A 22,955-nucleotide genomic window follows, 5' to 3' on the forward strand; every position below is an offset into this window, starting at 1 on the left:
TTAAAAGACAAGATATGAAATGATACTGAGTTAATATATACTTTTTTTATATATTGCATACAAAAAAATCATAAAAGGTATATGTATATACTATGCTATTGCTTGTATTTAAAAATAACGGTAATACTTTATCTTATTCTAGATTAACGAAATTAAATACTGACCATATTCATTTTTCATCATTGGTTCAGCTAACACCTTGATATCATCATTCGAAAGCCAACCATTTCTCCACGCAATCTCTTCAAGGCAAGCAACTTTTAAACCTTGAACATTTTCTATTGTTTGAACAAATGATGAAGCTTCATGTAAACTTTGATGTGTACCAGTATCTAACCAAGCAAAACCTCTTCCTAATAATTCAACATCCAAAGAACCTTCTTCTAGATACATCTGGTTTATACTTGTAATTTCTAACTCACCGCGACTAGATGGCTTCACATTCTTTGCAAACTCTACAACTTGGTTATCATAAAAATATAGACCTGTAACAGCATAATTTGACTTTGGTACTTTTGGTTTTTCTTCAATAGAAATAGCTTTCATCCTTGAATCAAATTCAACAACACCAAACCTTTCTGGATCTTTTACTTGATAACCAAAAATTGTCGCGCCCATTTTTTTACACGCTGCTTTTTTAAGAATATAGCTAAACGACTGTCCATAAAAAATGTTATCGCCTAAAACTAAACAACAACTTTCGTCTTCAATAAACTTCTCACCCAAAATAAATGCTTGGGCAAGTCCTTCTGGACTTTCTTGTATCGTATAAACCAGATTTATACCAAAGTCTGATCCATCACCAAGCAATCTCTTAAAATAAATATTATCCTCTGGTGTCGTAATAATTAGGATCTCGCGTATACCAGCTAGCATTAATGTAGAAAGCGGGTAATAAATCATTGGCTTATCATAAACAGCTAATAACTGTTTAGAAACTCCTCTTGTAATCGGGTATAGTCGTGTACCTGAACCTCCAGCTAAAATAATACCTTTCATTCTAAAATACCTCAATATCTAATCATTTTTGCATAAAAGATTTATCATGTATTCGAGTCCACCACTCTCGATTATTCAAATACCACTTAACAGTTTTACGAATACCTGACTCAAATGTTTCAATCGGAGTCCATCCCAACTCTTGCTCAATTTTTGAGGCATCAATTGCATAACGCTTATCATGGCCAGGACGATCCTTAACATATGTAATTAAATCTTTAAATGATTGTATTCCTCTTGGCTTATCTAGAACTAATTCATCAAGGATATCACAAATTATATTTACTACTTCAATGTTCGTTTTTTCATTATGTCCACCTATATTGTAGGTTTCACCTATTTTTCCTGTTGTCAAAACTCTATAGAGTGCTGATGCATGATCTTCAACATATAGCCAATCTCTAATTTGTTTTCCATTACCATAAACAGGCATTGGATTACCTTTAAGAGCATTTATAATCATCAAAGGAATAAGCTTTTCTGGAAAATGATAAGGCCCATAATTATTTGAGCAGTTTGTAACTATTATAGGTAGATCAAATGTTCTATGCCATGCACGTACTAAGTGATCGCTTGAAGCTTTAGAAGCAGAATATGGACTACTAGGTGAGTAAGAAGTTGTTTCAGTAAATAACTCATTGTTGTTTTCTAAGTCACCATACACTTCATCTGTTGAAACATGGTGAAAGCGAAACCTTTTTTTTTCATCATCAGCCAAACTCGACCAATACTTCCTTGTCGCTTCTAGTAATTTATATGTTCCAATTATATTATTTTGAATAAATACTTCTGGCCCTTCAATTGAACGATCTACATGTGATTCTGCTGCAAGATGCATAATCATTTCTGGTTGGTATTTTTTAAGTACTTCGCTTACCTTTTTATAATTGCAAATATCAACTTTTTCAAAATAATACCGGCTATTGTCTTTTACATTTTCAAGTGATTCAAGATTACCTGCATAAGTTAATTTATCAATATTAATTACTACATTCTCGGGTTTTCCGATTAAATAACGAACAACTGCAGACCCAATAAAGCCTGCTCCTCCAGTTACAAGTACTTTCATATCTTGATACTTTTGATAATAAAATTAAAAAACCTACTATTTAAAGATGTCATTAATCTTAATTAATCCAAACAATCAATGAAACCAATCAAAAATTATCCCAATATTACTAAATGCTTTTACTAAAGCTATATCAATTAAATTTTTACATATATCCATTTTATTCGCTAGCTTTTGAATTTTTTTATGTTTATTGTAGATTAGAATTGTTTTTTCTTAAATATGATAGTACGGCCAAACATACTCCAACACAAATTCCTAACACAACAGTTAAGATGTAAATAAGCGTATTACTTATATTAATTGGATTTTTACTTTCAACTGCTTTCTTTTTCCACCCTATAAGCTGTATTTTACTTTGATTAATTTCTGTTTTATTATAATAATTAATTTTTTCTTCGTATTCACTGACTCCAGGTATAAATAGAGACTCCTTTGATCTTTGAGTCATAGCTTTTTTTTCTGCAGCCAGAGCTCTGTAACCTCTAAAATAAAGCGGTTTATTTTGATTATTAATTTCTGCTTTCAAAATTGTATTCTTTTCTTTGGAATACTCACTCATTGTATTATCGTATGGATCTTTTATTCCTACTTTTTTTGCTACTTTTATTGCTTCACTTAAGCGTTCTAAACTTGCTGCCTTATCAACAAAATATTTTTTTGTTTTCGCATAAAAATCATTTTTTATTTCATTTAACTTAAATTTTTTAAGCTCTTCAAACTCTCTTACATATATATTTTTTTGCTTATCAATTATAAAATCAATATAATTATTTAACAAAAGACTTCCATTTATTTTTTCATCATGAATAAATTTTACACTAAGAGCGTCTAAAGCTTCTTTCTCATTTGACAAATCATCTATTTTTATATTTTTTGCAACACTCATTAATACATCAAAATTTATTCCAATTTCATCATCACCTTTTAAATCCAAAAATAAACTTTTGTTGTTATTATAAAATTCATCTAAAAAAACATTATTAATTAAATATTTTTTTGTATCTTTAAATACCTTGTCAACGCTTATAGGAAAGATTCCACTTTTTTTTAGTTCCATTATTTGACTTTCTAAAGGTTTTCCAAGAGCAACTTTAACTTCATATACAGGAACTCTAAAAATAATGTATACAGAAGAAATAAAAACACAAATTAGAGTTACTCCTAATACAAATTTAAATCTTTTTGTTACAATGAAAAATATTTCATGCAAGGTTAAATCATATGTATTAGTTTCTTTTACTCTTAGATTATTCATCTTAATATCCATTAAACCTCAGCCCACGCTACCGCCCAGAGATTTACAGTTATACCCTCAAAACTCTACGCTGACAATTCATTTATATTTAATACAACACTATAAAACTGCTTTTATTAATTTTTGATTTACACTAACAATTTGTTTTCGGCTCAAAATATTGAGCAATATTATGCAGCGCTCATCACCTGACTTGCTTAAATAAATTCCCTGTAAATATTTAAAGGGACCTTCTGTAAATTCTATTAATTGGTTTTCCTTAAACTTTCCACTTTTTGTGCGAAATAAAACCTCTTGGCACTTTATATACTCAATTAACTCATTACTAGCTTCCGCATGATTTGTGCCGAAGCGAACAAAGTTCGCTACCCCCCTAGTTGAACGTACTTTCGAATAATTTAAGCCTTCAATATTTTCATTATTTAAAAAAACATAACCTGGAAATAAAGGCTCTTTTTTTATTTTTCCAGCCTTATCAAGCTTATCAATCCAAGGGCAATATACAGTAAAATCTTGATTTTCTAAATGAGTAACAGCACGCACCTCTTCACGTGGTTTTGTTTTCAGTAAATACCACATACTCAACAATCCTTGTCTTAGAAGGAGGAAAGGCGTTTTACAATATCCTGAATAACAACAGATGGTGATTCTGCCTGTGTTACTGGCCTACCTATCACTAAATAATCCGCATTATTCTTTACGGCCTCAGCAGGTGTCATAATTCGACGTTGATCGTCTAAACGATTCTCATTTAAGCGGATTCCAGGGGTTACTGTTAGAAAATCTTTATGAGTATGATTCTTAATATCTGTTGCTTCAAAGGCCGAGCAAACAACACCATCAACACCACATTTATAGGATAATCTGGCAAGTGCTAATGCATACTCTTCAGGGGTAATTGTGTAGCCAAGCGTTTTAAAGTCTGCGCTATCCATACTGGTTAAAACAGTCACCGCTATCAGTAGTGGTTTATGCTGACATTTATCTATAGCATCTCTACAAGCAGCTAGCATTCGCTGACCACCAGAAGCATGAATATTCACCATCCATACACCTAATTGAGCTGCAGCACTGACTGCTTTTGCTGTCGTTGTAGGAATATCATGAAATTTTAAATCTAAGAAAACTTCAAAGCCTTCCTTTTGAAGTGCTTCAACAATAGTAGGCCCACAGGCAGTAAACAGTTCTTTACCTACTTTTACACGACAGATTTGGGGATCAAGCTGCTTAGCCATATGTAAAGCAGCTTGCTTTGTCGGATAATCCAACGCAACAATGATTGGAGACATACTTAAACCCATTTGCCTGCAGTTTTAAGTCAACACTAAGAAATTAAGCTGCGAGATAATATCAGAATTCACTTTGCAAGTCTTCTCTTACGAAAGTGCAAAATAGATAAAATACATACTGCCTAATGTACCAAGTAGTGCACAATTCTAAATGGATTTACAGTCAAGGTTAAATTAAAAACAATAAACCTAAATTAGTACCTAATAAGTAACGGCTATATATTCATTACAATTTAATACAACTTCATTGCCCTTCAATACCTCTAATGGGTTTAACTTTCCCCCATTGATGACAACTTGGACACAACCAATGAAGCTCCTTCCCAGCAAAACCACAGTGATGACAACGATAAATAGGTTTATTTTCAACCAACCGTCCAGTCAACTCACGAAGTAAACCCAAGTTCTTTTTGGCTTTTCCTTCTGTATTCGCTATATGCAAGTCAATAAGCGCATTTAGTCCCCGCAACGATGGGCGCTGTACGAGTTGTTCAGCAATAAACTTTCCAGCTGCTTTATCCCCCTCTTTTTCTCGAATACTTTGTGCCAATGCTAAAACGACTGAGATTGAAGGATACTCTTTGAGACATTTTGATAAATATCCATTAATACCAAAGAGTGTTTTTGCTTTACGATCACATTCTATTAATAAGGGTACAGATTCAGAAACAAAATCAGGGTCTTGATGAAAAATTTGTTGCAATATTTTAATTGCTTCTTTGTAGTTTTCCTGCTCAAACTCTAGGCGACCTAAAATTAAATATGCACGCGCACAACATTTATCGTATTTCATTGCACGCTTTATTGCTTGCCTAGCAGCACTATAGTCTTGCTTACTAATACAATGCTCAGCTTGTTCACAGCAAAAATGGGCTAAAAGGGGAATATAGCGAGGGCTATCATAGGATACTAATTGATCAGCGATATTAATTGCTTCTTCCCACTCTTTTTCCTGTTGGTAAATTTCAACCAGAGCCTGTAATGCTGTGAACTTTAAATCATGACCCGACTTTGTAACCTCTAAAAATAAAGACTCAGCTCGATCAAGTACTCCTGCTGACAAATAGTCCCGAGCCAACTCAAGTTGTACCTGTAATGACTGCCTACGATTTAAACTTGGTCGGGCTAACAAACTTTGATGAATCTGAATAGCTCGTTGAACCTCTCCACGTCGGCAAAACAATCGACCTAGGGCAATACATGTTTCAAAAGCTTCGTGACTATCGGGATTAATCTCTAGTGCTTTAATAAAAATATCAATCGCTTCATCTGTTTGCTCATTAAGCAAATAATTTAACCCAATAAAATATTCCTTTGAAAGCCGATCCTTGACACGTTGTTGTCTTTTCTTACGGTCCCAACGGCCCAATACATAACCAACAGCAATAGCTGTTAATACCATTCCAAATAACAGCGATTCAGACATTCACTTGCACCTTACAGTGTGCTTGTCCTAATTTTTTGTAATTCTTCATCTCGACTTTTGAGCTTCTTCTCTAGCCGGTGAATTTTATGCTTAGCTAATATAATGATCATCAATGCAGATAAAAGGCCTAAAATGCCTCCTACTACAAACGAAACAATCATTAGCCAAGGTAAAGAGAGCCCTGGAAATGAAAAACCCACAAGGTTTAAATCAACAAGCAATGTATTACTACTAATAAAATCAGCCATCACTAGCGCTAACAGCAATGCGACAAGACCTGCTCCAATCCACTTAAACCAAGATACAAACCGTTTCAACATGAAAAAAACTCACTGGTTAGTTACACTATGCAAGGCATTATAGGGTTAAATAGCAGATAAAAAAAACGGTACCATCAAAAGATCATACCGTTTCATAATGAATTTTTAATGGATGCTTAATAACCAGTCGTTAATCCTTTATTTACCCGGTCTCTTAGCTCTTTACCAGGTTTGAAATGAGGTACATATTTTCCTTCCAACATAACAGCCTCACCTGTTTTGGGATTTCGACCAACACGAGGCTCACGAAAATGTAGAGAAAAGCTACCAAAGCCGCGTATTTCAATACGATCACCATTTGCTAACGCATATGACATTTGCTCTAACATTGTTTTAACCGCCAATTCAACGTCCTTGAGAGACAATTGCGGTTGTTGCTCAGCAATGCGTTCGATTAATTCTGACTTGGTCATGCAGGCATCCTCACCTTGGTCATATGGCACCACCACTAACATAGCCAAGAAATCAATTTAATTCAAGTAACTATCTGATTATAAAGGATATATCATATCCAAAGTACAGCACAATAGAAGTACAACGCCTGTATTAAATATTTATTCTCTCCCAATAAAAAAGGGGTGACCAATTGATCACCCCTTTTATGCTCTCTTAAATAAACAGTAAGAGAACTTATTCCTTGCTATCCATTTGTGCTTTGATTAAGTCACCAATAGTAGTAGGTCCTGCAGCTTCCATTTCTTGCTTACGCAGCTCTTTTAATGCTGCTTTCTCGTCAGCCTCATCTTTTGCTTTAATAGAAAGACTGATTACACGGTTTTTGCGATCGATGCTAATAATTTTAGCCTCAATAGCCTCACCTTCTTTCAAAGCGTTGGAAGCATCTTCAACACGATCACGGCTGATTTCAGAAGCTTTCAATGTACCTTCAACATCATCAGCAAGCTGAATAGTGGCTGCTTTAGCAGTCACTTCTTTAATCATACCATTAACAATCGCACCTTTTTCATGCTTAGAAGCATACGCTGCAAATGGATCATCTTGAAGCTGCTTAATGCCTAGCGAGATACGCTCACGCTCTGGATCGATAGACAAGATAACAGTTTCAAGCTCTTCACCTTTCTTGTACTTACGAACAGCTTGTTCGCCAGTTTCACTCCAAGAAATGTCAGACAAGTGAACCAAACCGTCGATAGCACCATCAAGACCAATAAAGATACCAAAGTCAGTAATTGACTTAATAGTTCCAGAAACTTTATCGCCTTTGTTGTACTTAGTTGAGAACTCTTCCCAAGGATTCACTTTACACTGTTTGATACCTAGGGAAATACGACGACGTTCTTCATCGATATCCAGTACTTGAACTTCAACTTCATCACCCAAAGAAACCACTTTAGAAGGATGAATGTTCTTATTAGTCCAGTCCATTTCTGAAACGTGAACCAGACCTTCAACACCTTCTTCCAGCTCAACAAAACAGCCGTAGTCAGTTAGGTTAGTTACACGACCAGAAGTACGTGTACCTTCAGGGAAACGAGCTTTAACTGCAACCCATGGATCTTCACCCAATTGCTTCAGACCAAGAGATACACGGTTACGATCACGATCGAATTTCAGTACTTTAACGTTGATTTCATCACCAACATTCACAATTTCACTTGGATGCTTAATACGCTTCCAGGCCATATCAGTGATGTGTAGCAGACCGTCAACACCACCCAAGTCAACGAACGCACCGTAATCAGTCAGGTTCTTAACGATACCTTTAACTTCTTGACCTTCTTGCAGTGTTGCCAACAATGCTTCACGCTCAGCACTGTTTTCAGCTTCAAGTACGCTACGGCGAGAAACAACAACGTTGTTACGTTTTTGATCCAGTTTGATCACCTTGAAGTCAAGCTCTTTGCCTTCAAGGTGAGTTGTATCACGGACTGGTCTAACGTCAACTAGTGAACCAGGTAGGAATGCACGAATAGAGTTAATATCAACTGTAAAGCCACCTTTAACTTTACCATTGATAATACCTTTAACCACTTCATCTGCTTCAAACGCAGCTTCAAGCTCTTTCCAAGCTTCTGCACGTTTCGCTTTTTCACGAGACAAGCGGGTTTCACCAAAGCCGTCTTCTACAGTGTCCAGAGCAACCTGAACTTCATCACCTACTTGAATAGTAAGCTCACCGCTTTCGCTCAGGAACTGCTCACGAGGAATCACACCTTCAGACTTCAAGCCAGCATGGACAGTAACCCAGTCCTGATCAATATCAACCACCACTCCACTGATAATAGAGCCTGGTTGCATGTCTAATTCTTTTAAACTTTCTTCAAATAATTCAGCAAAGCTTTCGCTCATTACACATACCTACTAGTTGACTGAGTAGCATAGAGCACCCTTTTATCTGTTGAGCGGATGATACACTACAATGGCCGTAGAACCAGCCTCTACGGGTTGCCCAATAATCAAACAGCACACCGCGCCGCTGGCTCAACAGTGTGCTGCTTACCTTTTCACATAAATAAACTTGTTATAGCAGACCTTTGCGCTTTAGGTGCATTTTTATTTCAACAATAACCTCTTCAATACTCAAAGGTGTTGTATCAATAATGATTGCATCTGCCGCAGGAAGCAAAGGTGAGATAGCGCGCTCACTGTCTCGCTTGTCTCGAGCCACGATATCCTCAAAAATGCGCTGGATATTAGCATCAATACCCTGTGCTTGCAATTGTTTAAGCCTTCTCTGGGCACGCTCTTCAGCAGAAGCTGTGATATAAAATTTCATGGTCGCATTTGGAAATACCACTGTACCCATATCACGACCATCGGCAACTAACCCAGGTAACTGCGCAAAAGCCTGTTGCCTGGCAAATAAGCTATCACGAACCTCAGTTATTGCTGCTACTTTTGACGCAGACAAGCTCACTTCTTCTGTTCGTATTTGGAGGCTAACGTCTTCCTCATTAAGAAAAATCTGCCGTTGTGATGAATTATCACAAGTACGAAAAGACACATCTAATTCTTTAGCTAATTCGGATAATGCATCAATATCATCAAGCTCAACCTGAGCCTTTAGTGCTGCAAGTGCTGTTAAACGGTAAAGTGCTCCACTATCCAGTAAATGCCAACCGAGCTGCTGAGCCAAAAGACTACTCACGGTTCCTTTTCCTGAACCACTCGGCCCATCAATGGTAACTACAGGTACTTCATTCATTACGCTGCGGACTCCACTACAAGATTAAATCCTGTTACTTTTGCAAGTTCTATGAAGTTCGGGAATGAGGTCGCCACGTTGGCACAATTTGCTATTTCTATAGGGCCACTTGCGCGTAAACCTGCAACTGCGAATGCCATTGCTATGCGGTGATCACCTAAACTATCAACCTTACCGCCCTGCAGTGCCTGACCACCTTTAATAATAATGCCATCCAATGTTGTTTCGACATGGGCCCCCAGCGCATCCAGACCATCAGCCATGGCTTGAATACGATCGCTTTCTTTGACCCGTAGTTCACTTGCTCCACGGACGGTAGTCGTGCCCTGAGCATTGGCTGCAGCGATACAAAGTACTGGAAACTCATCAATGGCTAACGGAACCTGATCTTCAGGCACCTCAATACCTTGGAGCTGAGCAGAACGCACACGAACATCAGCAACAGGCTCTCCACCTACTTCTCGCTCGTTTTCAAGGGTGATATCGCCGCCCATTAAACGCAAGATATTAATCACGCCTACTCGTGTTGGATTAATCCCTACATGCTTAATCAACAACTCAGACCCAGGCACAACAGAAGCCGCAACCATAAAAAATGCTGCGGAAGAAATATCTGCTGGCACTTCAATTTTGCATGCAGAGAGTTCGCCTCCCCCCTGAATAGTCGCTGTATTGCCATCAACCTCTACTGGATAACCAAACCCTGTTAGCATACGTTCGGTGTGATCACGCGTTGGTGCAGGCTCAGTCACTGTCGTCTTGCCCTGAGCATACATACCCGCAAGCAACAAGCAGGATTTAACTTGAGCACTGGCCATCGGTAGGGTGTAATTTATGCCTGTTAACTGATGCCCACCCTCAATTCTTAGTGGTGGTCGACCTTCAGCCTCAGTGTTAATGACTGCACCCATTTGCTGTAAAGGCACTGCAACTCGGCTCATGGGTCTTCCAGACAACGAGGCATCTCCCGTCAAGGTGACATCAAATTTCTGAGCCGCCAACAACCCAGCAAACAGGCGCATCGCCGTACCTGAATTACCAAGATAGAGTGGCCCTGGTGGCTGCTTAAGCCCATGTAAACCTACACCATAAATAGTGACTTTCCCTTGATGAGGGCCTTCAATCACGACGCCCATATCTCGGAATGCTTGCAATGTGGCCAGACTATCTTCACCTTCCAAAAAGCCTTCTATTTCAGTCACACCGTCTGCTAACGATCCCAGCATAATCGAACGATGAGAAATAGACTTATCTCCAGGAACTCGAATTTCTCCAGACAACGGACCTGCCTGACGACTGATATAACGTATTTCTTGCTGTTTCATAGGCTCCACATAGGCACGACGGGCCAACATTTTACTAAAGTGTTCACGAGCCACTTTGGCTCGCGTAAAAACGCCCAGCATATACTGGCTATCTTCTGTTTCCACAGCCTTCTGCAATTTGACTAAATCGGCTGTAAAATCATTAAGTGCTCGCAACACAGCACCTTTATTGGCTACAAAAATATCATGCCACATAGTAGGATCACTGGCAGCAATCCGCGTGAAGTCACGAAAGCCGCCTGCCGCATAGCGAAAAATATCCTGATTATCACGCTCAGTTGCCAGCGTATCAACCAGAGAAAAAGCAAGGAGATGGGGTAAATGACTTGTTACTGCAAGTACTTCATCATGTCGCTGAATATCCATTTGTAGTACGTCAGCACCTATCCCCTGCCACAACTGACGTACAGATAACAGCGCCTGACGATTCACCATCGCGTGAGGAGTCAAAATCACTTTATGGTTAACAAAGAGGTCTGGATTTGCAGCAGTAACGCCACTTTTTTCTGAGCCAGCAATAGGGTGTCCAGGAATAAAATTTTGAGGCCACTCACCAAATACTGCTTCAGTCGCATCAATTAAACACCCCTTAGCACTGCCTACATCAGTGATGACTTTATCTTGCCAACCTTCAACATCAGCCACTGACTGCAATACTTGCTGCATTCGCAACATCGGTACTGCTAACACAATGATATCAGCTGCTTTTACTGCATCTGCAAACGGTAAATAATCATCAATTACCTGTATCGCTTTGGCTATTTTCAATGCCTGTTGATCAAGATCGACGCCTAACACACGGCGACAAAGCGATCGCTGTTTTACAGCCGTCGCCACAGAGCCACCGATCAAGCCTAACCCAATAACAACCAGTGTTTGCTTTGATAGCGGTTTCATAACAAAGCCACTTGGCTCAGTACTGCTCATAATATTTTACTGCTCATGGTCCACAAATTTCGCTCAACTCATTTCAACTAGCAATAATAGGTAATATGAATGTCGCTTAAAAGCTAAAGAATCTGCTTAAGTGCCTCAATAAATCGTTCATTTTCTTCAGGCAAACCTATGGATATACGCAGATGACGAGCCATACCATAGTTTGCAACAGGACGAACAATTACTCCCTGCTGAAGCAGCTGTTGATTAATATCGGCCGCCTTCTCACCAAAGTCAGCGGTCACAAAATTCCCCTTTGAAGGAATATAGTTAACACTAAGAGTGTTGAATGCAGAGGTAATTTGCACCATACCTTCATGATTTATCTGACAGGCTTTTGTTAAATAGGGTTGATCATGCAAAGCAGCCTCAGCCGCAGCGAGCGCCATGCTACTTACATTGAAAGGCTGTCGTACCCTGTTCAACATATCTGTTATTTCAGGTGATGCAACCGCATAACCCACTCGTAAACCTGCAAGCCCATAGGCTTTAGAAAAGGTACGACACACAACTAAGTTAGGAAAGTCGTTTTGAAGCAATAGTCCATTGGGATATTCTGCTTCATCAACATATTCAAAATAGGCTTCATCAAGCACCACAATGACATGTTCAGGCAACTGCTCAAGAAACTTCACTAACTGGCTACGTGAAAAGCAAGTCCCAGTGGGATTATTTGGGTTAGCTAAAAACACCATAGCAGTCCTTTCTGTAACCGCCTTCGCCATCGCATCAAGGTCATGTCCCCACTCTAGCGCAGGAACTACTACAGCCTTACCCCCAACAGCTTGCGTAACAATAGGGTAAACAATAAACGCATACTGGGAAAATACGACTTCTGTACCAGGCACAACAAATGCCCGAGCTAAAAGATCAAGCACATCATTAGAACCATTACCCAATGTAATCTGGTCAAACGCTACGTTAAGATGAGCACAAAGTGCATTTTTTAAACTATAACCATTGCTGTCAGGATAACGTGTTAACTCACTTTGAGCTTTGGCAATAGCCTCTAAAACCTTTGAAGAAGGCCCTAAAGGGTTCTCATTACTGGCCAGTTTTACAATATTTTCTGGAGCTAAACCCAGTTCTCTAGCCACTTCCTCAATAGGTTTTCCTGGTACATAAGGCTGTAACTGTCTAACCCCCTGCACAGCCAACTTTGTATAATCCACTGACATAGCCACTCCCTAATTATTATTAGTGTGTTTTTAAAGAACCCCTTTCGGATAAGAGCCTAAAATTTTCAAATCAGAAGCTTTAACGGCAACATTTTTCATCACTTCAGCAATTTTAGGGTCATGAACATGTCCTAAGAAGTCAATAAAGAACACATAATTCCATGTACCAGTATTTGAAGGGCGTGTTTCCACACGCGTTAAATCAATTTTTCCTTTATGAAATGGCTCCAACAACTCATGTAAAGCACCTGGCTGGTTACGCATTGAAACCATGATTGATGTTTTATCCTGTCCACTTGGTAACGCTTCCTGGGTGCCAATAATTAAAAACCGTGTTGAATTATCAGGGCGATCTTCAATTTTCTCTGCTACTTTTTCCAACTCATAAAGTTCAGCAGCCATATCACCCGCAATAGCAGCTGAATGCCATTCACTTCTAATACGCTTTGCAGCTTCAGCATTGCTATTCACCGCAACTCGCTCAGCACCAGGATAGTATGAGTCCAGCCATTTGCGACATTGTGCTAATGACTGAGCATGAGAGTAAATACGAGAAATTTTATCTCGGCGAGTATGCTCTGAAACCAATAAATGATGATGAATACGAAGCTCAACCTCACCACAAATCTTTAATGGCGACTCCATAAATGAATCAAGGGTGTGATTAATAACACCTTCTGTTGAGTTCTCTACTGGCACAACACCATAATTAACGGCACCTGCAAGCACTTCTCTAAATACTTCATCAATCGTCGCCATGGGTACACAAACCGCAGAGTGCCCAAAGTGCTTTATTGAAGCCGCTTGCGTAAATGTACCTTCTGGTCCCAGGTAGGCCACATGAATGGGCTGCTCCAAAGCTAAACACGCAGACATAATCTCACGAAACAGACGGGCCACTTCCTCATCATCCAGTGGACCTTGATTATTCTGCATGATACTTCGCAACACCTGTGCTTCTCGCTCAGGCCGATAGTAAAAGCTATTGCCCTCAAGCTGCTTTACTTGTGCAACACTTTTCGCACAATCAGCACGTTCACTAATCAACGTCAGCAATTTGCTATCGATAGTATCAATACGCTTACGTAACTCTTTTAATTTTTGCTCAGTTTCCGACATACTTTTCTTAACCACGGCGTTTCTCAAAATCTTTCATAAAATCAATCAGTGCATCTACTGCCCGCTCTGGAACCGCATTGTAGATAGAAGCACGCATTCCCCCCACAGAGCGATGACCTTTCAAATTCATCAGCTTATTTGCTTCAGCTTCCTGCAGAAAGCGAGCATTTAAAGCGTCATCTTTTAAAGTGAATGGTACATTCATCCAAGAACGGCAATCAGGATCAATTGGGTTATGATAAAAATCACTTTCATCAACAAAGCGGTACAGTTTAGTGGCTTTTCGCTCATTAATTTCTGCCACCGCTGAAAGCCCACCCTGACGTTTTAGCCACTTAAACACGAGGCCAGACAAATACCAGGCAAATGTGGGTGGTGTATTTAACATCGAACCATTATCAGCAATACGCTGGTAATTAAACACTGACGGTGTTGATGGCATAGCACGATCAAGCAAGTCTTTACGTACAATAACCAAGGTAACCCCTGCTGGCCCAATATTTTTTTGTGCTCCAGCATAAATCAACGCAAATTTGCTTACATCAATGGGACGAGAAAGTAGCGTAGAAGACATATCCACGACTAGTGGTATTGATTCCACTTCAGGTACAAAATGAAATTCAAGTCCACCAATCGTCTCATTTGGGGTGTAGTGCAAATAAGAAGCCTGTTCTGGAATATCCCACTCAGCCAATGGCGGGATTGTTGTATTTTGGAAAGCTTGAGCATCTGCCACGATGTGCGTTTTTGCATAGCGAGCTGCTTCAGCTGTGGCTTTTTGTGACCAAATACCTGTATTAACACAAGCAACCAGAGGATCAGCCTCTTTACCTAAAAGGTTCATAGGGATAAGCGAAAATTGGGCTGTCGCGCCCCCTTGCATAAACAATACGGCATAGTCATCAGGCACTTGCAGCAGATCACGTAAATCTTGCTCTGCCTCAGCCGCCATCGTTTCAAAAGCGGCATGACGGTGACTGATCTCCATCACAGAAATACCCATCTGCTGCCAATCGAGCAGCTCAGCCTGAGCTTGTTGCAACACTTCATCAGGCAAAGCAGCAGGTCCTGCACAAAAATTAAAGGCTCGTGTCATAAGCAATACCGTACCAACCAACACCATAGACAATAAAACGGCCAATATCCTGGTAAGGATATTGGCCGTTTTGTTAACAACTTAGCGGCTTCTGGTCAGCTTGACCAGCTAACCGTTCGTTCTTTCGTTGCCGTCCGTCAGTCCTCACCTGGTTCTTCTCCATCCTGAATACCAGGGTCCTCAGTATCAACATCTGGCTCATCTGTATCAGTAGTAGATGCTTCTGGAGAAATTTCAGTATCTTCATCTACAGATTCATCAAAATCAGCTAGATCACCCTCAAGATCATCAGCATCTTCAGGCTCTGCAACTCGCTCAATACTGACTAGACGTTCACCATTACTGAGTTTAATTAGACGCACACCCTGAGTATTTCGTCCCAGTACTGAGATTTCATCAATTCTTGTTCTGACCAACGTACCCTGATCAGAAATCAACATCATTTCATCATTATCCCAGACTTGAATAGCACCAATTATAGCGCCATTACGCTCACTGCTTTGCATACCAATCACGCCCTGACCACCACGTCCATAAATCGGAAACTCAGCAACCTGGGAACGCTTACCATATCCATTTTCACTTGCAGTAAGAATAAAGCCATCATTATCGGGAATAATTAATGAAATGACTTTTTGCTGTTCTTGCAGACGAATGCCTCGGACCCCTTTAGCAGTCCGCCCCATTGCACGTACATCTGACTCTTTAAAACGAATCGCTTTACCAGAACTGCTCACCAGCATGACGTCCTGTTCACCATCTGTAATAGCAACACCCACAAGGTGATCAGCCTCATCAAGTTCCAATGCGCGGAGGCCTGCATTACGTGGACGTGAAAACTGTTCTAGGGGTGTTTTCTTCACAGTACCATTGGCAGTCGCCATAAAGACAAAATGCCCTTCCGTAAACTCAGTTACTGGCAATATAGCGGTAATATACTCATCAGCTTGTAGCGATAATAAGTTATTAATCGGACGACCACGGGATGTTCGACCAGCCGCAGGAATTTCATAAACCTTTAACCAGTACACCTTACCCACAGACGAGAAACAAAGAATTTGAGTATGAGTATTGGCGACTAATAAGTGCTCAATATAGTCTTCATCTTTCAAAGAGCTTGCAGACTTACCACGACCACCACGACGCTGAGCCTGATAGGTATCCAGAGGCGTTGTCTTGGCATAACCACTCCGTGAAATCGTAACCACCATATCTTCTTCAGTGATCAAGTCTTCAACGGTTAAATCAACACGAGAGCTGACAATCTCTGAACGACGCTCATCGCCATATTCTTCCCGTACTTGCTCTAACTCTTCACGAATAACTGCTTTGAGCTGGTTTGAGTCTGACAAAATAAGCATCAATTCAGCAATTTTCTTGAGTAATTCCTGATACTCATTCAACAGCTTGTCATGCTCAAGACCCGTCAGTCTGTGTAGGCGTAACTCAAGGATAGCTTGGGCCTGTTCTGGTGATAAATAATACTTCCCATCGCGTAAGCCATATTCCTCAGCTAAGCCATCTGGGCGACATGATACTGCACCAGCACGGTCAATCATGTTTAATACATGGCCAGGCTGCCAGGGAGTATTAATCAACTTCTCTTTAGCCTCTGCTGGCGTGGGAGATTCTTTGATGAGTTGAATTACAGGGTCAATATTGGACAGAGCAACTGCCTGGCCTTCTAAAATATGGCCGCGCTCTCTGGCTTTACGAAGTTCATAAACGGTACGGCGAGTAACAACTTCTCGACGGTGGCGAATGAAGGCTTCAATTAACTCTTTAAGGTTAAGTAGCTTAGGTTGACCATCAACCAACGCCACCATATTAATACCAAAAACACTTTCGAGCTGAGTCTGTGAGTAAAGGTTATTGAGTACAACGTCTCCTGATTCGCCACGGCGCAGCTCAATAACAACTCGCATCCCGTCTTTATCAGACTCGTCGCGAAGCTCAGTAATGCCTTCAATTTTTCGATCTTTTACCAGCTCAGCAATTTTTTCAATCAACTTCGCTTTATTAAGCTGGTAGGGGAGCTCAGAAACGATAATGGTTTGCTTACCGGTCTTTGGGTCTTCTTCAATATCAGCTTTCGCTCTAAGATAGATACGACCACGGCCAGTACGATAAGCCTGAAGAATTCCCGCTCGCCCATTAATGATTGCGGCTGTAGGGAAGTCAGGGCCGGGGATATATTCCATCAGCTGATCAATAGTGAGAGACGAGTCATCCAGCAAAGCTAAACAGCCATTGACCACTTCTCTTAGGTTGTGTGGTGGAATATTGGTTGCCATCCCCACCGCAATACCAGAAGAGCCATTCACCAACAGATTAGGTATACGCGTAGGCAATACTACAGGGATTTGCTCTGTACCATCGTAGTTGGGCGTAAAATCGACTGTTTCTTTTTCTAAATCTGCCAAAATAGAATGGGCAATTTTTGCCATGCGTACTTCGGTATAACGCATAGCTGCAGCAGAGTCACCATCAACAGATCCAAAGTTACCTTGTCCGTCAACCAACACATAGCGCATCGCAAAAGGCTGAGCCATGCGGACAATAGTATCGTATACAGCTGAGTCACCATGCGGGTGGTATTTACCGATTACGTCACCAACAACACGTGCCGACTTTTTGTAAGCTTTGTTCCAATCATTACCAAGCTCACTCATCGCAAACAGTACACGACGATGTACTGGCTTCAAACCATCGCGGACATCAGGCAAAGCACGCCCAACAATCACGCTCATAGCATAATCAAGATACGACTGTTTCAGCTCATCTTCGATATTAATCGGAAGTATTTCTTTAGCTAAATCACCCATTACGGATATGTTTCCTTATGCTGTGGGTTCTGACTGATGCCAGCATCAATGAGTCAAAAACCGATAACACCTATGCATTAAGTAACTGCACCAAGTGAAGCTATCTACATGAAAAAACGTATTGAGCATTTGTCTTCTAACATAGAGTCAACTTGAATCACTCTGACAACTCATAGCGCTTTTATTAAGATGCCCGTACTACTTACAGTTTGAAGTAACACTATTTATCGACATCTCCAAACATATACTAAAGCCCCATCACCTCTACTAGAAACGCTCAAAAACCAATAGGAACGTATTCTCAACATGGATTACGTTAATGATTAATGTAAAGGGGTATGGGTTTTACCATGCTCAATGCACAATTAATCTATTCACCACTGGTAACGCTTAGCCAGCTTTATACAACCAGTTACTGTTAGTTGGGCTGGGTAATATTCCGTGAAGTTCCGGTCACCCAGCAAAAAGATGAGTAATTATAACCAATTACCGCAAAGGTGTATATTTAATCAATGCATCTGACTTAAGCTATTCCAACAATACATTTAAGTCGTCACATTACGACTATCAGCATCATTTTCAGCAAAACAGTTGTTGCATTTTTGCCTGTGTTGGATTTTCTATCACGCCACGCTCTGTGACGATCATATCGATTAAACTCGCAGGCGTCACATCAAACACAGGGTTACTCACAGAAGTGTTTTCAGGTGCCAGCATTTTATCACCCAGCATGATTAACTCATTACTCTCTCGGTACTCAATGTCAATCTCTTCTCCTGAAGTCAAGCTCATATCGACTGTTGATGAAGGAGCGACAACCATAAATTTGCATCCATGATGATGTGCCAGCAGCGCCAAACCATAAGTGCCAATCTTATTAGCTGTATCACCATTTGCGGTAATACGGTCAGCACCTACGATGACCCAGTCTATTTTATTCGTTGCCATATGGTAGGCTGCCGCACCATCCACACCTAAAACAAAAGGAATTTTTTCCTGAGTTAACTCCCACGCCGTTAACCGAGCACCTTGTAACCAGGGGCGTGTTTCATTAACCCAAACCTGACTTAGTTCATCTGCTTCAGCCAACGCACGAATTACGCCCAGTGCTGTCCCATAACCACTGGTTGCAAGTGCTCCAGTATTGCAGTGGGTCATCACACTGACCTTACGTGCCTCAGATAATGACGCTAAAATAGCCTGTTTACCGTATTGCCCCATGGTTTTATTGGCTACGATATCCTCCTGATGAATAGCGACTGCTTCAGTCATAAGCTTATTTTTCAGTAATGTGGTAACTTGCTCATCTGCTGAAGAGGATATATGTGCATTGATGAGTTCACGCATTCGCTCTATTGCCCAGCGAAGATTAACCGCTGTGGGTCTTGCTGCTGACAGCATATCAAGTGTAGCCATGAGTGAATTTATTGATTGCCCCACTGCTGCAGCAAGCACAACGCCATAAGCTGCGCTAACACCAATAGCAGGAGCGCCACGAACAACCATTTGTTGTATTGCTTTAGCGACATCCTCTGCTGTTGAGCACAGTACATACTGTATTTGATTAGGTAACACTTGTTGATCCAGCAACTTTAACTGTGTCCCTGTCCAGCTAATCGCTTCTATTTTTGAAAATGAAGACTGCATATTTTTTATATCCTTTGACATTCACTTAATAAACTCACTCAGCACAGTTACCTGTTAGTTTACCGTGTAAAAATCTGTATATTTATAAAGTCTTTTACCTTTGAGTCAGGCCATTGTCTAAACACTCTGATATTTTAATAACGCCATAAATAAATTAGTTGTCGTATATTAATGTATTCGCCTATTCATATGATCAAGACCAGCTACACGACATACGATGAATATCAAACTCGAAATAGACAACACAAAACTATATACTGCCGACTGATCTCTGGATACAGCCGGTTAGTGCAGGATGCATGAACACGTGCTGATCACTTATTACTAGAATAAGCCTACTAACTAATGCTGTTGTATTTTTAATCAGTCTGTGGAAGCCGCTATGAGTGAAAAAAAAGCTGTCGATACTATTATTGAGGCTGGCTGGGTCATCCCTGTCAATGCTGATAAAGAAGTACTCAAAAATCATGCGCTTGTTATAAATGATGGAACAATTATTGCCATACTGCCTAATGATCAAGCATTAAATCAGTTTCAGCCAGCAAATCATCAACAATTACCAAACCATGCACTTATTCCTGGCTTTATTAATACACACTGTCATGCAGCAATGTCTTTTTTCCGAGGGAAAGCTGACGACCTACCTTTAATGACTTGGTTAAATGAACATATTTGGCCCGCTGAATCTCAATGGGTAAGCGCTGAATTTGTTCACGATGGCACCCAGCTTGCGATTGCTGAAATGCTTCGTTGTGGTACTACTACTTTCAGTGATATGTACTTTTTCCCAGAAGTAGCCGCCAGAGTTGCTTTAGATGCTAAGATTCGTAGCCAAATCAGCTTTCCTATCATGGACTTCCCCACCCCCTGGGCAAAAGATCCTGACGAATATATTCACAAAGGGCTAGAAGTTTTTGATCAGTTCCGTCATCAGTCTATGACGCGCATTATGTTTGGCCCTCATGCTCCTTATACTGTGTCAGATGAACCACTAAAACGTATCGCAACACTGTCTGAGCAATTAGATGCCGCAGTCCAAATGCATATTCATGAAACACCCACAGAGGTCGATGAAGGACTGGCTAAAACAGGAAAACGTCCTTTACAACGCCTCCATGATTTAGGTTTACTCAGCCCACGTCTACAGTGTGTGCATATGACCCAAATCACTGAAGCAGATATTCAGCTACTCCTGCAAACAGGAGCTCATGTTGTTCATTGCCCTGAATCCAACTTAAAACTAGCCAGCGGCTTTAGTCCTGTAGATCAACTACTGAAAGCTGGCGTTAATGTTTCTTTGGGTACGGATGGTGCAGCCAGTAATAATGATCTGGATATGTTGGGAGAAATGCGCACAGCAGCCTTGCTTGCTAAAGCGGTTGCCGAAGATGCCGCTGCTTTGTCTGCCCATGAAGCACTCGCCATGGCGACAATAAATGGTGCAAAAACATTAGGTATTGATGACATTACGGGTAGTTTAGAAGTTAATAAAGCTGCAGACATTACGGCTATCAATCTTGATGAGTTGGAAAATCTGCCCATGTACCATCCCGTTTCACAAATTGTGTATACCGCAAGTTCACGACAAGTAACGCATGTTTGGGTTGACGGTAATTTAGTGTTAAATAACCGAGAACTCACTACATTAGATATTGATTATCTCAAAGCCAACGCTTTACGTTGGAAAGAGCATATCATTACTGGCCAATAAACCTATACCAACAGGGTACTTTTAAACGGGAAATGCTCGCAATGGAACAATCCCCTAACAGCAACGTTAATACCCCTGGCAACAGCGTTAATACAGATAACAACGTTGATGCCGATGAAATCGCTAAGTTTGAGGCATTAGCTAGCCGCTGGTGGGATCGTAACAGTGAGTTTAAGCCTCTCCATGATATCAACCCACTTAGGCTTAATTTTATTGATGAGCGAGCATCCCTAGCAGGAAAGAAAGTACTCGACGTAGGTTGCGGTGGTGGCATTCTTTCTGAATCGATGGCCTTGCGAGGTGCTCAAGTGCAAGGCATCGATATGGGGGAAGCACCGCTAACAGTCGCTAAGCTTCACTGTTTGGAATCAGGGGCAAATGTTGAATACACACAAACCACAGCAGAAGCTTTAGCTCAAGAGAAGCCTGGTTACTTTGATGTCGTCACTTGCCTTGAAATGCTGGAACATGTCCCTGATCCATCATCAGTCATTAAGGCATGCAGTCAGCTGGTTAAACCAGGGGGACATGTCTTCTTTTCAACGATTAACCGCAACCCCAAGTCTTATTTATTTGCGATTGTCGGAGCTGAGTACGTACTGAAAATACTTCCTAAAGGCACACATGACTGGAGTAAGTTTTTACGCCCAGCAGAACTTGCTCGTTGGGTACGTGCTGCAGGTTTACAGCCACAAACTATGACAGGGATGACCTATAACCCCATCACCAAACACTATAAACTGGATAAACACGATGTCAGCGTCAACTATTTGCTGCACACTGTAAAACCAGAATGAATACTGTAGTTGGCATCGTTCAGGTTTAGTTGCCTGAGCTAAACCAAGCGTAATGAGTAACACCGGTTCAGTTGAGAAGCAGAAACCCTCATGCAAACGTCTCCAATCCAAGCCATTTTATTTGACTTAGATGGCACTCTACTCGACACCGCACCCGACTTAGTTGCTGCGGTAAATCGTCTGCGCCACACACATGGTGAAAGCAGCCTTGACTACGATGTGGTACGCAACTGTGTCTCTAATGGTGCAAAAGCCTTAGTCAAATTGGCTTTTTCGACAACAGAAGATGATGAGCGTTTTACTGGATTACACCAGCAACTGTTAGCCTTTTATGAGGAACAACTTGTCAACGAAACAATCTTATTCCCAGGCATAGATCATTTACTGCAAGCTATTGAATCTCGCCAGCTCCCTTGGGGTGTCGTGACCAATAAACCCAGTCAATATACTTTTCCAATTATGGACTCGCTTGCACTCAGTAAACGCAGTGCAGTGACTATTTGTCCAGATCATGTTCAGCAGCGCAAACCTCACCCAGAAGCACTACTCACTGCCTGCAACCAGCTTAATTGCCTACCTCAGCAGTGTATTTATATTGGTGATCATGAACGGGATATTGAGGCAGGCCAGCGTGCAGGTATGGTGACGGTTGCAGCATGCTATGGCTATATTGACAATGACAGTAATCCATTGTCTTGGCCTGCTGATTTTCATGCAGACTCTGTCATGGATATTCTTGATTGGCTTGACGATAACAATTGGACTTTACGAGCTTAACTTTACTAATTGGGCGA

General features: G+C 40.7%; 19 protein-coding genes. 3 read left to right on the plus strand and 16 right to left on the minus strand.

Annotated features, from left to right (window positions below; all coding sequences use genetic code 11):
- Positions 1 to 138: 138 nt before the first annotated feature.
- From rfbA to mtnA, 16 genes are all read right to left on the minus strand, one after another.
- Positions 139 to 999, minus strand: coding sequence for a glucose-1-phosphate thymidylyltransferase RfbA (gene rfbA, locus ACQ96U_RS08940; protein WP_431720900.1), 861 nt, complete (start codon positions 997 to 999; stop codon positions 139 to 141).
- 22 nt (positions 1,000 to 1,021) lie between these two features.
- A complete protein-coding gene (rfbB, locus tag ACQ96U_RS08945) occupies positions 1,022 to 2,068 on the minus strand; it encodes a dTDP-glucose 4,6-dehydratase (protein ID WP_431720901.1) in 1,047 nt (348 codons plus the stop codon).
- Positions 2,069 to 2,258: 190 nt separating this feature from the next.
- A complete protein-coding gene (locus ACQ96U_RS08950) occupies positions 2,259 to 3,326 on the minus strand; it encodes a hypothetical protein (RefSeq protein WP_431720902.1) in 1,068 nt (355 codons plus the stop codon).
- 99 nt (positions 3,327 to 3,425) lie between these two features.
- Positions 3,426 to 3,905 carry a transcription termination/antitermination NusG family protein gene (locus ACQ96U_RS08955; RefSeq protein ID WP_431720903.1) on the minus strand — a complete coding sequence of 160 codons (480 nt, stop codon included), beginning with the start codon at positions 3,903 to 3,905 and terminating at the stop codon, positions 3,426 to 3,428.
- A 17-nt stretch (positions 3,906 to 3,922) separates the two neighbouring features.
- On the minus strand, positions 3,923 to 4,615 hold the full coding sequence (gene pyrF, locus ACQ96U_RS08960; RefSeq protein ID WP_431720904.1) for an orotidine-5'-phosphate decarboxylase: 693 nt from the start codon (positions 4,613 to 4,615) through the stop codon (positions 3,923 to 3,925).
- Positions 4,616 to 4,859: 244 nt separating this feature from the next.
- Complete coding sequence (lapB, locus tag ACQ96U_RS08965) at positions 4,860 to 6,041, minus strand: lipopolysaccharide assembly protein LapB (RefSeq protein WP_431720905.1); 1,182 nt, start codon at positions 6,039 to 6,041, stop codon at positions 4,860 to 4,862.
- An 11-nt stretch (positions 6,042 to 6,052) separates the two neighbouring features.
- A complete protein-coding gene (locus ACQ96U_RS08970) occupies positions 6,053 to 6,361 on the minus strand; it encodes a LapA family protein (RefSeq protein WP_431720906.1) in 309 nt (102 codons plus the stop codon).
- 116 nt (positions 6,362 to 6,477) lie between these two features.
- Positions 6,478 to 6,774: an integration host factor subunit beta gene (ihfB, locus tag ACQ96U_RS08975; RefSeq protein ID WP_431720907.1), complete on the minus strand. Its 297-nt coding sequence runs from the start codon at positions 6,772 to 6,774 to the stop codon at positions 6,478 to 6,480.
- Positions 6,775 to 6,991: 217 nt separating this feature from the next.
- A complete protein-coding gene (rpsA, locus tag ACQ96U_RS08980) occupies positions 6,992 to 8,671 on the minus strand; it encodes a 30S ribosomal protein S1 (protein ID WP_431720908.1) in 1,680 nt (559 codons plus the stop codon).
- A gap of 172 nt (positions 8,672 to 8,843) precedes the next feature.
- Entirely contained in the window at positions 8,844 to 9,527 is a 684-nt protein-coding gene (cmk, locus tag ACQ96U_RS08985; RefSeq protein ID WP_431720909.1) for a (d)CMP kinase, read from the minus strand.
- A complete protein-coding gene (locus tag ACQ96U_RS08990) occupies positions 9,527 to 11,779 on the minus strand; it encodes a bifunctional prephenate dehydrogenase/3-phosphoshikimate 1-carboxyvinyltransferase (protein ID WP_431720910.1) in 2,253 nt (750 codons plus the stop codon). The genes cmk and ACQ96U_RS08990 overlap by 1 nt, the downstream gene beginning before the upstream one ends.
- 83 nt (positions 11,780 to 11,862) lie before the next feature.
- Positions 11,863 to 12,966 carry a histidinol-phosphate transaminase gene (gene hisC / locus ACQ96U_RS08995; protein ID WP_431720911.1) on the minus strand — a complete coding sequence of 368 codons (1,104 nt, stop codon included), beginning with the start codon at positions 12,964 to 12,966 and terminating at the stop codon, positions 11,863 to 11,865.
- Positions 12,967 to 12,996: 30 nt separating this feature from the next.
- Positions 12,997 to 14,085 carry a prephenate dehydratase gene (pheA, locus tag ACQ96U_RS09000; protein ID WP_431720912.1) on the minus strand — a complete coding sequence of 363 codons (1,089 nt, stop codon included), beginning with the start codon at positions 14,083 to 14,085 and terminating at the stop codon, positions 12,997 to 12,999.
- Positions 14,086 to 14,092: 7 nt separating this feature from the next.
- Positions 14,093 to 15,181: a 3-phosphoserine/phosphohydroxythreonine transaminase gene (gene serC / locus ACQ96U_RS09005; RefSeq protein ID WP_431720913.1), complete on the minus strand. Its 1,089-nt coding sequence runs from the start codon at positions 15,179 to 15,181 to the stop codon at positions 14,093 to 14,095.
- Between the two features lie 137 nt (positions 15,182 to 15,318).
- Positions 15,319 to 18,006 carry a DNA gyrase subunit A gene (gene gyrA / locus ACQ96U_RS09010; protein WP_431720914.1) on the minus strand — a complete coding sequence of 896 codons (2,688 nt, stop codon included), beginning with the start codon at positions 18,004 to 18,006 and terminating at the stop codon, positions 15,319 to 15,321.
- Positions 18,007 to 18,585: 579 nt separating this feature from the next.
- A complete protein-coding gene (gene mtnA, locus ACQ96U_RS09015) occupies positions 18,586 to 19,653 on the minus strand; it encodes an S-methyl-5-thioribose-1-phosphate isomerase (RefSeq protein ID WP_431720915.1) in 1,068 nt (355 codons plus the stop codon).
- A gap of 382 nt (positions 19,654 to 20,035) precedes the next feature.
- Between mtnA and ACQ96U_RS09020 the strand changes: the two genes are divergently transcribed.
- The 3 genes from ACQ96U_RS09020 (at position 20,036) to ACQ96U_RS09030 (ending at position 22,938) form a co-directional block, all read left to right on the plus strand.
- Positions 20,036 to 21,364 (plus strand): TRZ/ATZ family hydrolase, encoded by a 1,329-nt coding sequence (locus ACQ96U_RS09020; RefSeq protein WP_431720916.1) that lies wholly within the window; start codon positions 20,036 to 20,038, stop codon positions 21,362 to 21,364.
- 41 nt (positions 21,365 to 21,405) lie between these two features.
- Complete coding sequence (gene ubiG, locus ACQ96U_RS09025; protein WP_431720917.1) at positions 21,406 to 22,161, plus strand: bifunctional 2-polyprenyl-6-hydroxyphenol methylase/3-demethylubiquinol 3-O-methyltransferase UbiG; 756 nt, start codon at positions 21,406 to 21,408, stop codon at positions 22,159 to 22,161.
- Between the two features lie 90 nt (positions 22,162 to 22,251).
- Complete coding sequence (locus ACQ96U_RS09030; RefSeq protein ID WP_431720918.1) at positions 22,252 to 22,938, plus strand: HAD-IA family hydrolase; 687 nt, start codon at positions 22,252 to 22,254, stop codon at positions 22,936 to 22,938.
- Positions 22,939 to 22,955 lie beyond the last annotated feature (17 nt).

It is taken from the genome of Zooshikella sp. RANM57, assembly GCF_050749885.1.
In the GTDB taxonomy this organism is placed as follows: Bacteria; Pseudomonadota; Gammaproteobacteria; order Pseudomonadales; family Zooshikellaceae; genus Zooshikella.

Bases quoted from the DNA above. Each gene is read 5' to 3' on its own strand.
- pyrF (WP_431720904.1), bottom strand. From the start codon at position 4,615: ATGTCTCCAATCATTGTTGCGTTGGATTATCCGACAAAGCAAGCTGCT.
- ACQ96U_RS09020 (WP_431720916.1), top strand. From the start codon at position 20,036: ATGAGTGAAAAAAAAGCTGTCGATACTATTATTGAGGCTGGCTGGGTC.
- rfbB (WP_431720901.1), bottom strand. From the start codon at position 2,068: ATGAAAGTACTTGTAACTGGAGGAGCAGGCTTTATTGGGTCTGCAGTT.
- ACQ96U_RS09030 (WP_431720918.1), top strand. From the start codon at position 22,252: ATGCAAACGTCTCCAATCCAAGCCATTTTATTTGACTTAGATGGCACT.
- ACQ96U_RS08955 (WP_431720903.1), bottom strand. From the start codon at position 3,905: ATGTGGTATTTACTGAAAACAAAACCACGTGAAGAGGTGCGTGCTGTT.
- ACQ96U_RS08990 (WP_431720910.1), bottom strand. From the start codon at position 11,779: ATGAGCAGTACTGAGCCAAGTGGCTTTGTTATGAAACCGCTATCAAAG.
- ubiG (WP_431720917.1), top strand. From the start codon at position 21,406: ATGGAACAATCCCCTAACAGCAACGTTAATACCCCTGGCAACAGCGTT.
- gyrA (WP_431720914.1), bottom strand. From the start codon at position 18,006: ATGGGTGATTTAGCTAAAGAAATACTTCCGATTAATATCGAAGATGAG.
- hisC (WP_431720911.1), bottom strand. From the start codon at position 12,966: ATGTCAGTGGATTATACAAAGTTGGCTGTGCAGGGGGTTAGACAGTTA.
- rfbA (WP_431720900.1), bottom strand. From the start codon at position 999: ATGAAAGGTATTATTTTAGCTGGAGGTTCAGGTACACGACTATACCCG.
- ACQ96U_RS08970 (WP_431720906.1), bottom strand. From the start codon at position 6,361: ATGTTGAAACGGTTTGTATCTTGGTTTAAGTGGATTGGAGCAGGTCTT.
- lapB (WP_431720905.1), bottom strand. From the start codon at position 6,041: ATGTCTGAATCGCTGTTATTTGGAATGGTATTAACAGCTATTGCTGTT.
- ihfB (WP_431720907.1), bottom strand. From the start codon at position 6,774: ATGACCAAGTCAGAATTAATCGAACGCATTGCTGAGCAACAACCGCAA.
- serC (WP_431720913.1), bottom strand. From the start codon at position 15,181: ATGACACGAGCCTTTAATTTTTGTGCAGGACCTGCTGCTTTGCCTGAT.
- ACQ96U_RS08950 (WP_431720902.1), bottom strand. From the start codon at position 3,326: ATGAATAATCTAAGAGTAAAAGAAACTAATACATATGATTTAACCTTG.
- cmk (WP_431720909.1), bottom strand. From the start codon at position 9,527: ATGAATGAAGTACCTGTAGTTACCATTGATGGGCCGAGTGGTTCAGGA.
- pheA (WP_431720912.1), bottom strand. From the start codon at position 14,085: ATGTCGGAAACTGAGCAAAAATTAAAAGAGTTACGTAAGCGTATTGAT.
- rpsA (WP_431720908.1), bottom strand. From the start codon at position 8,671: ATGAGCGAAAGCTTTGCTGAATTATTTGAAGAAAGTTTAAAAGAATTA.
- mtnA (WP_431720915.1), bottom strand. From the start codon at position 19,653: ATGCAGTCTTCATTTTCAAAAATAGAAGCGATTAGCTGGACAGGGACA.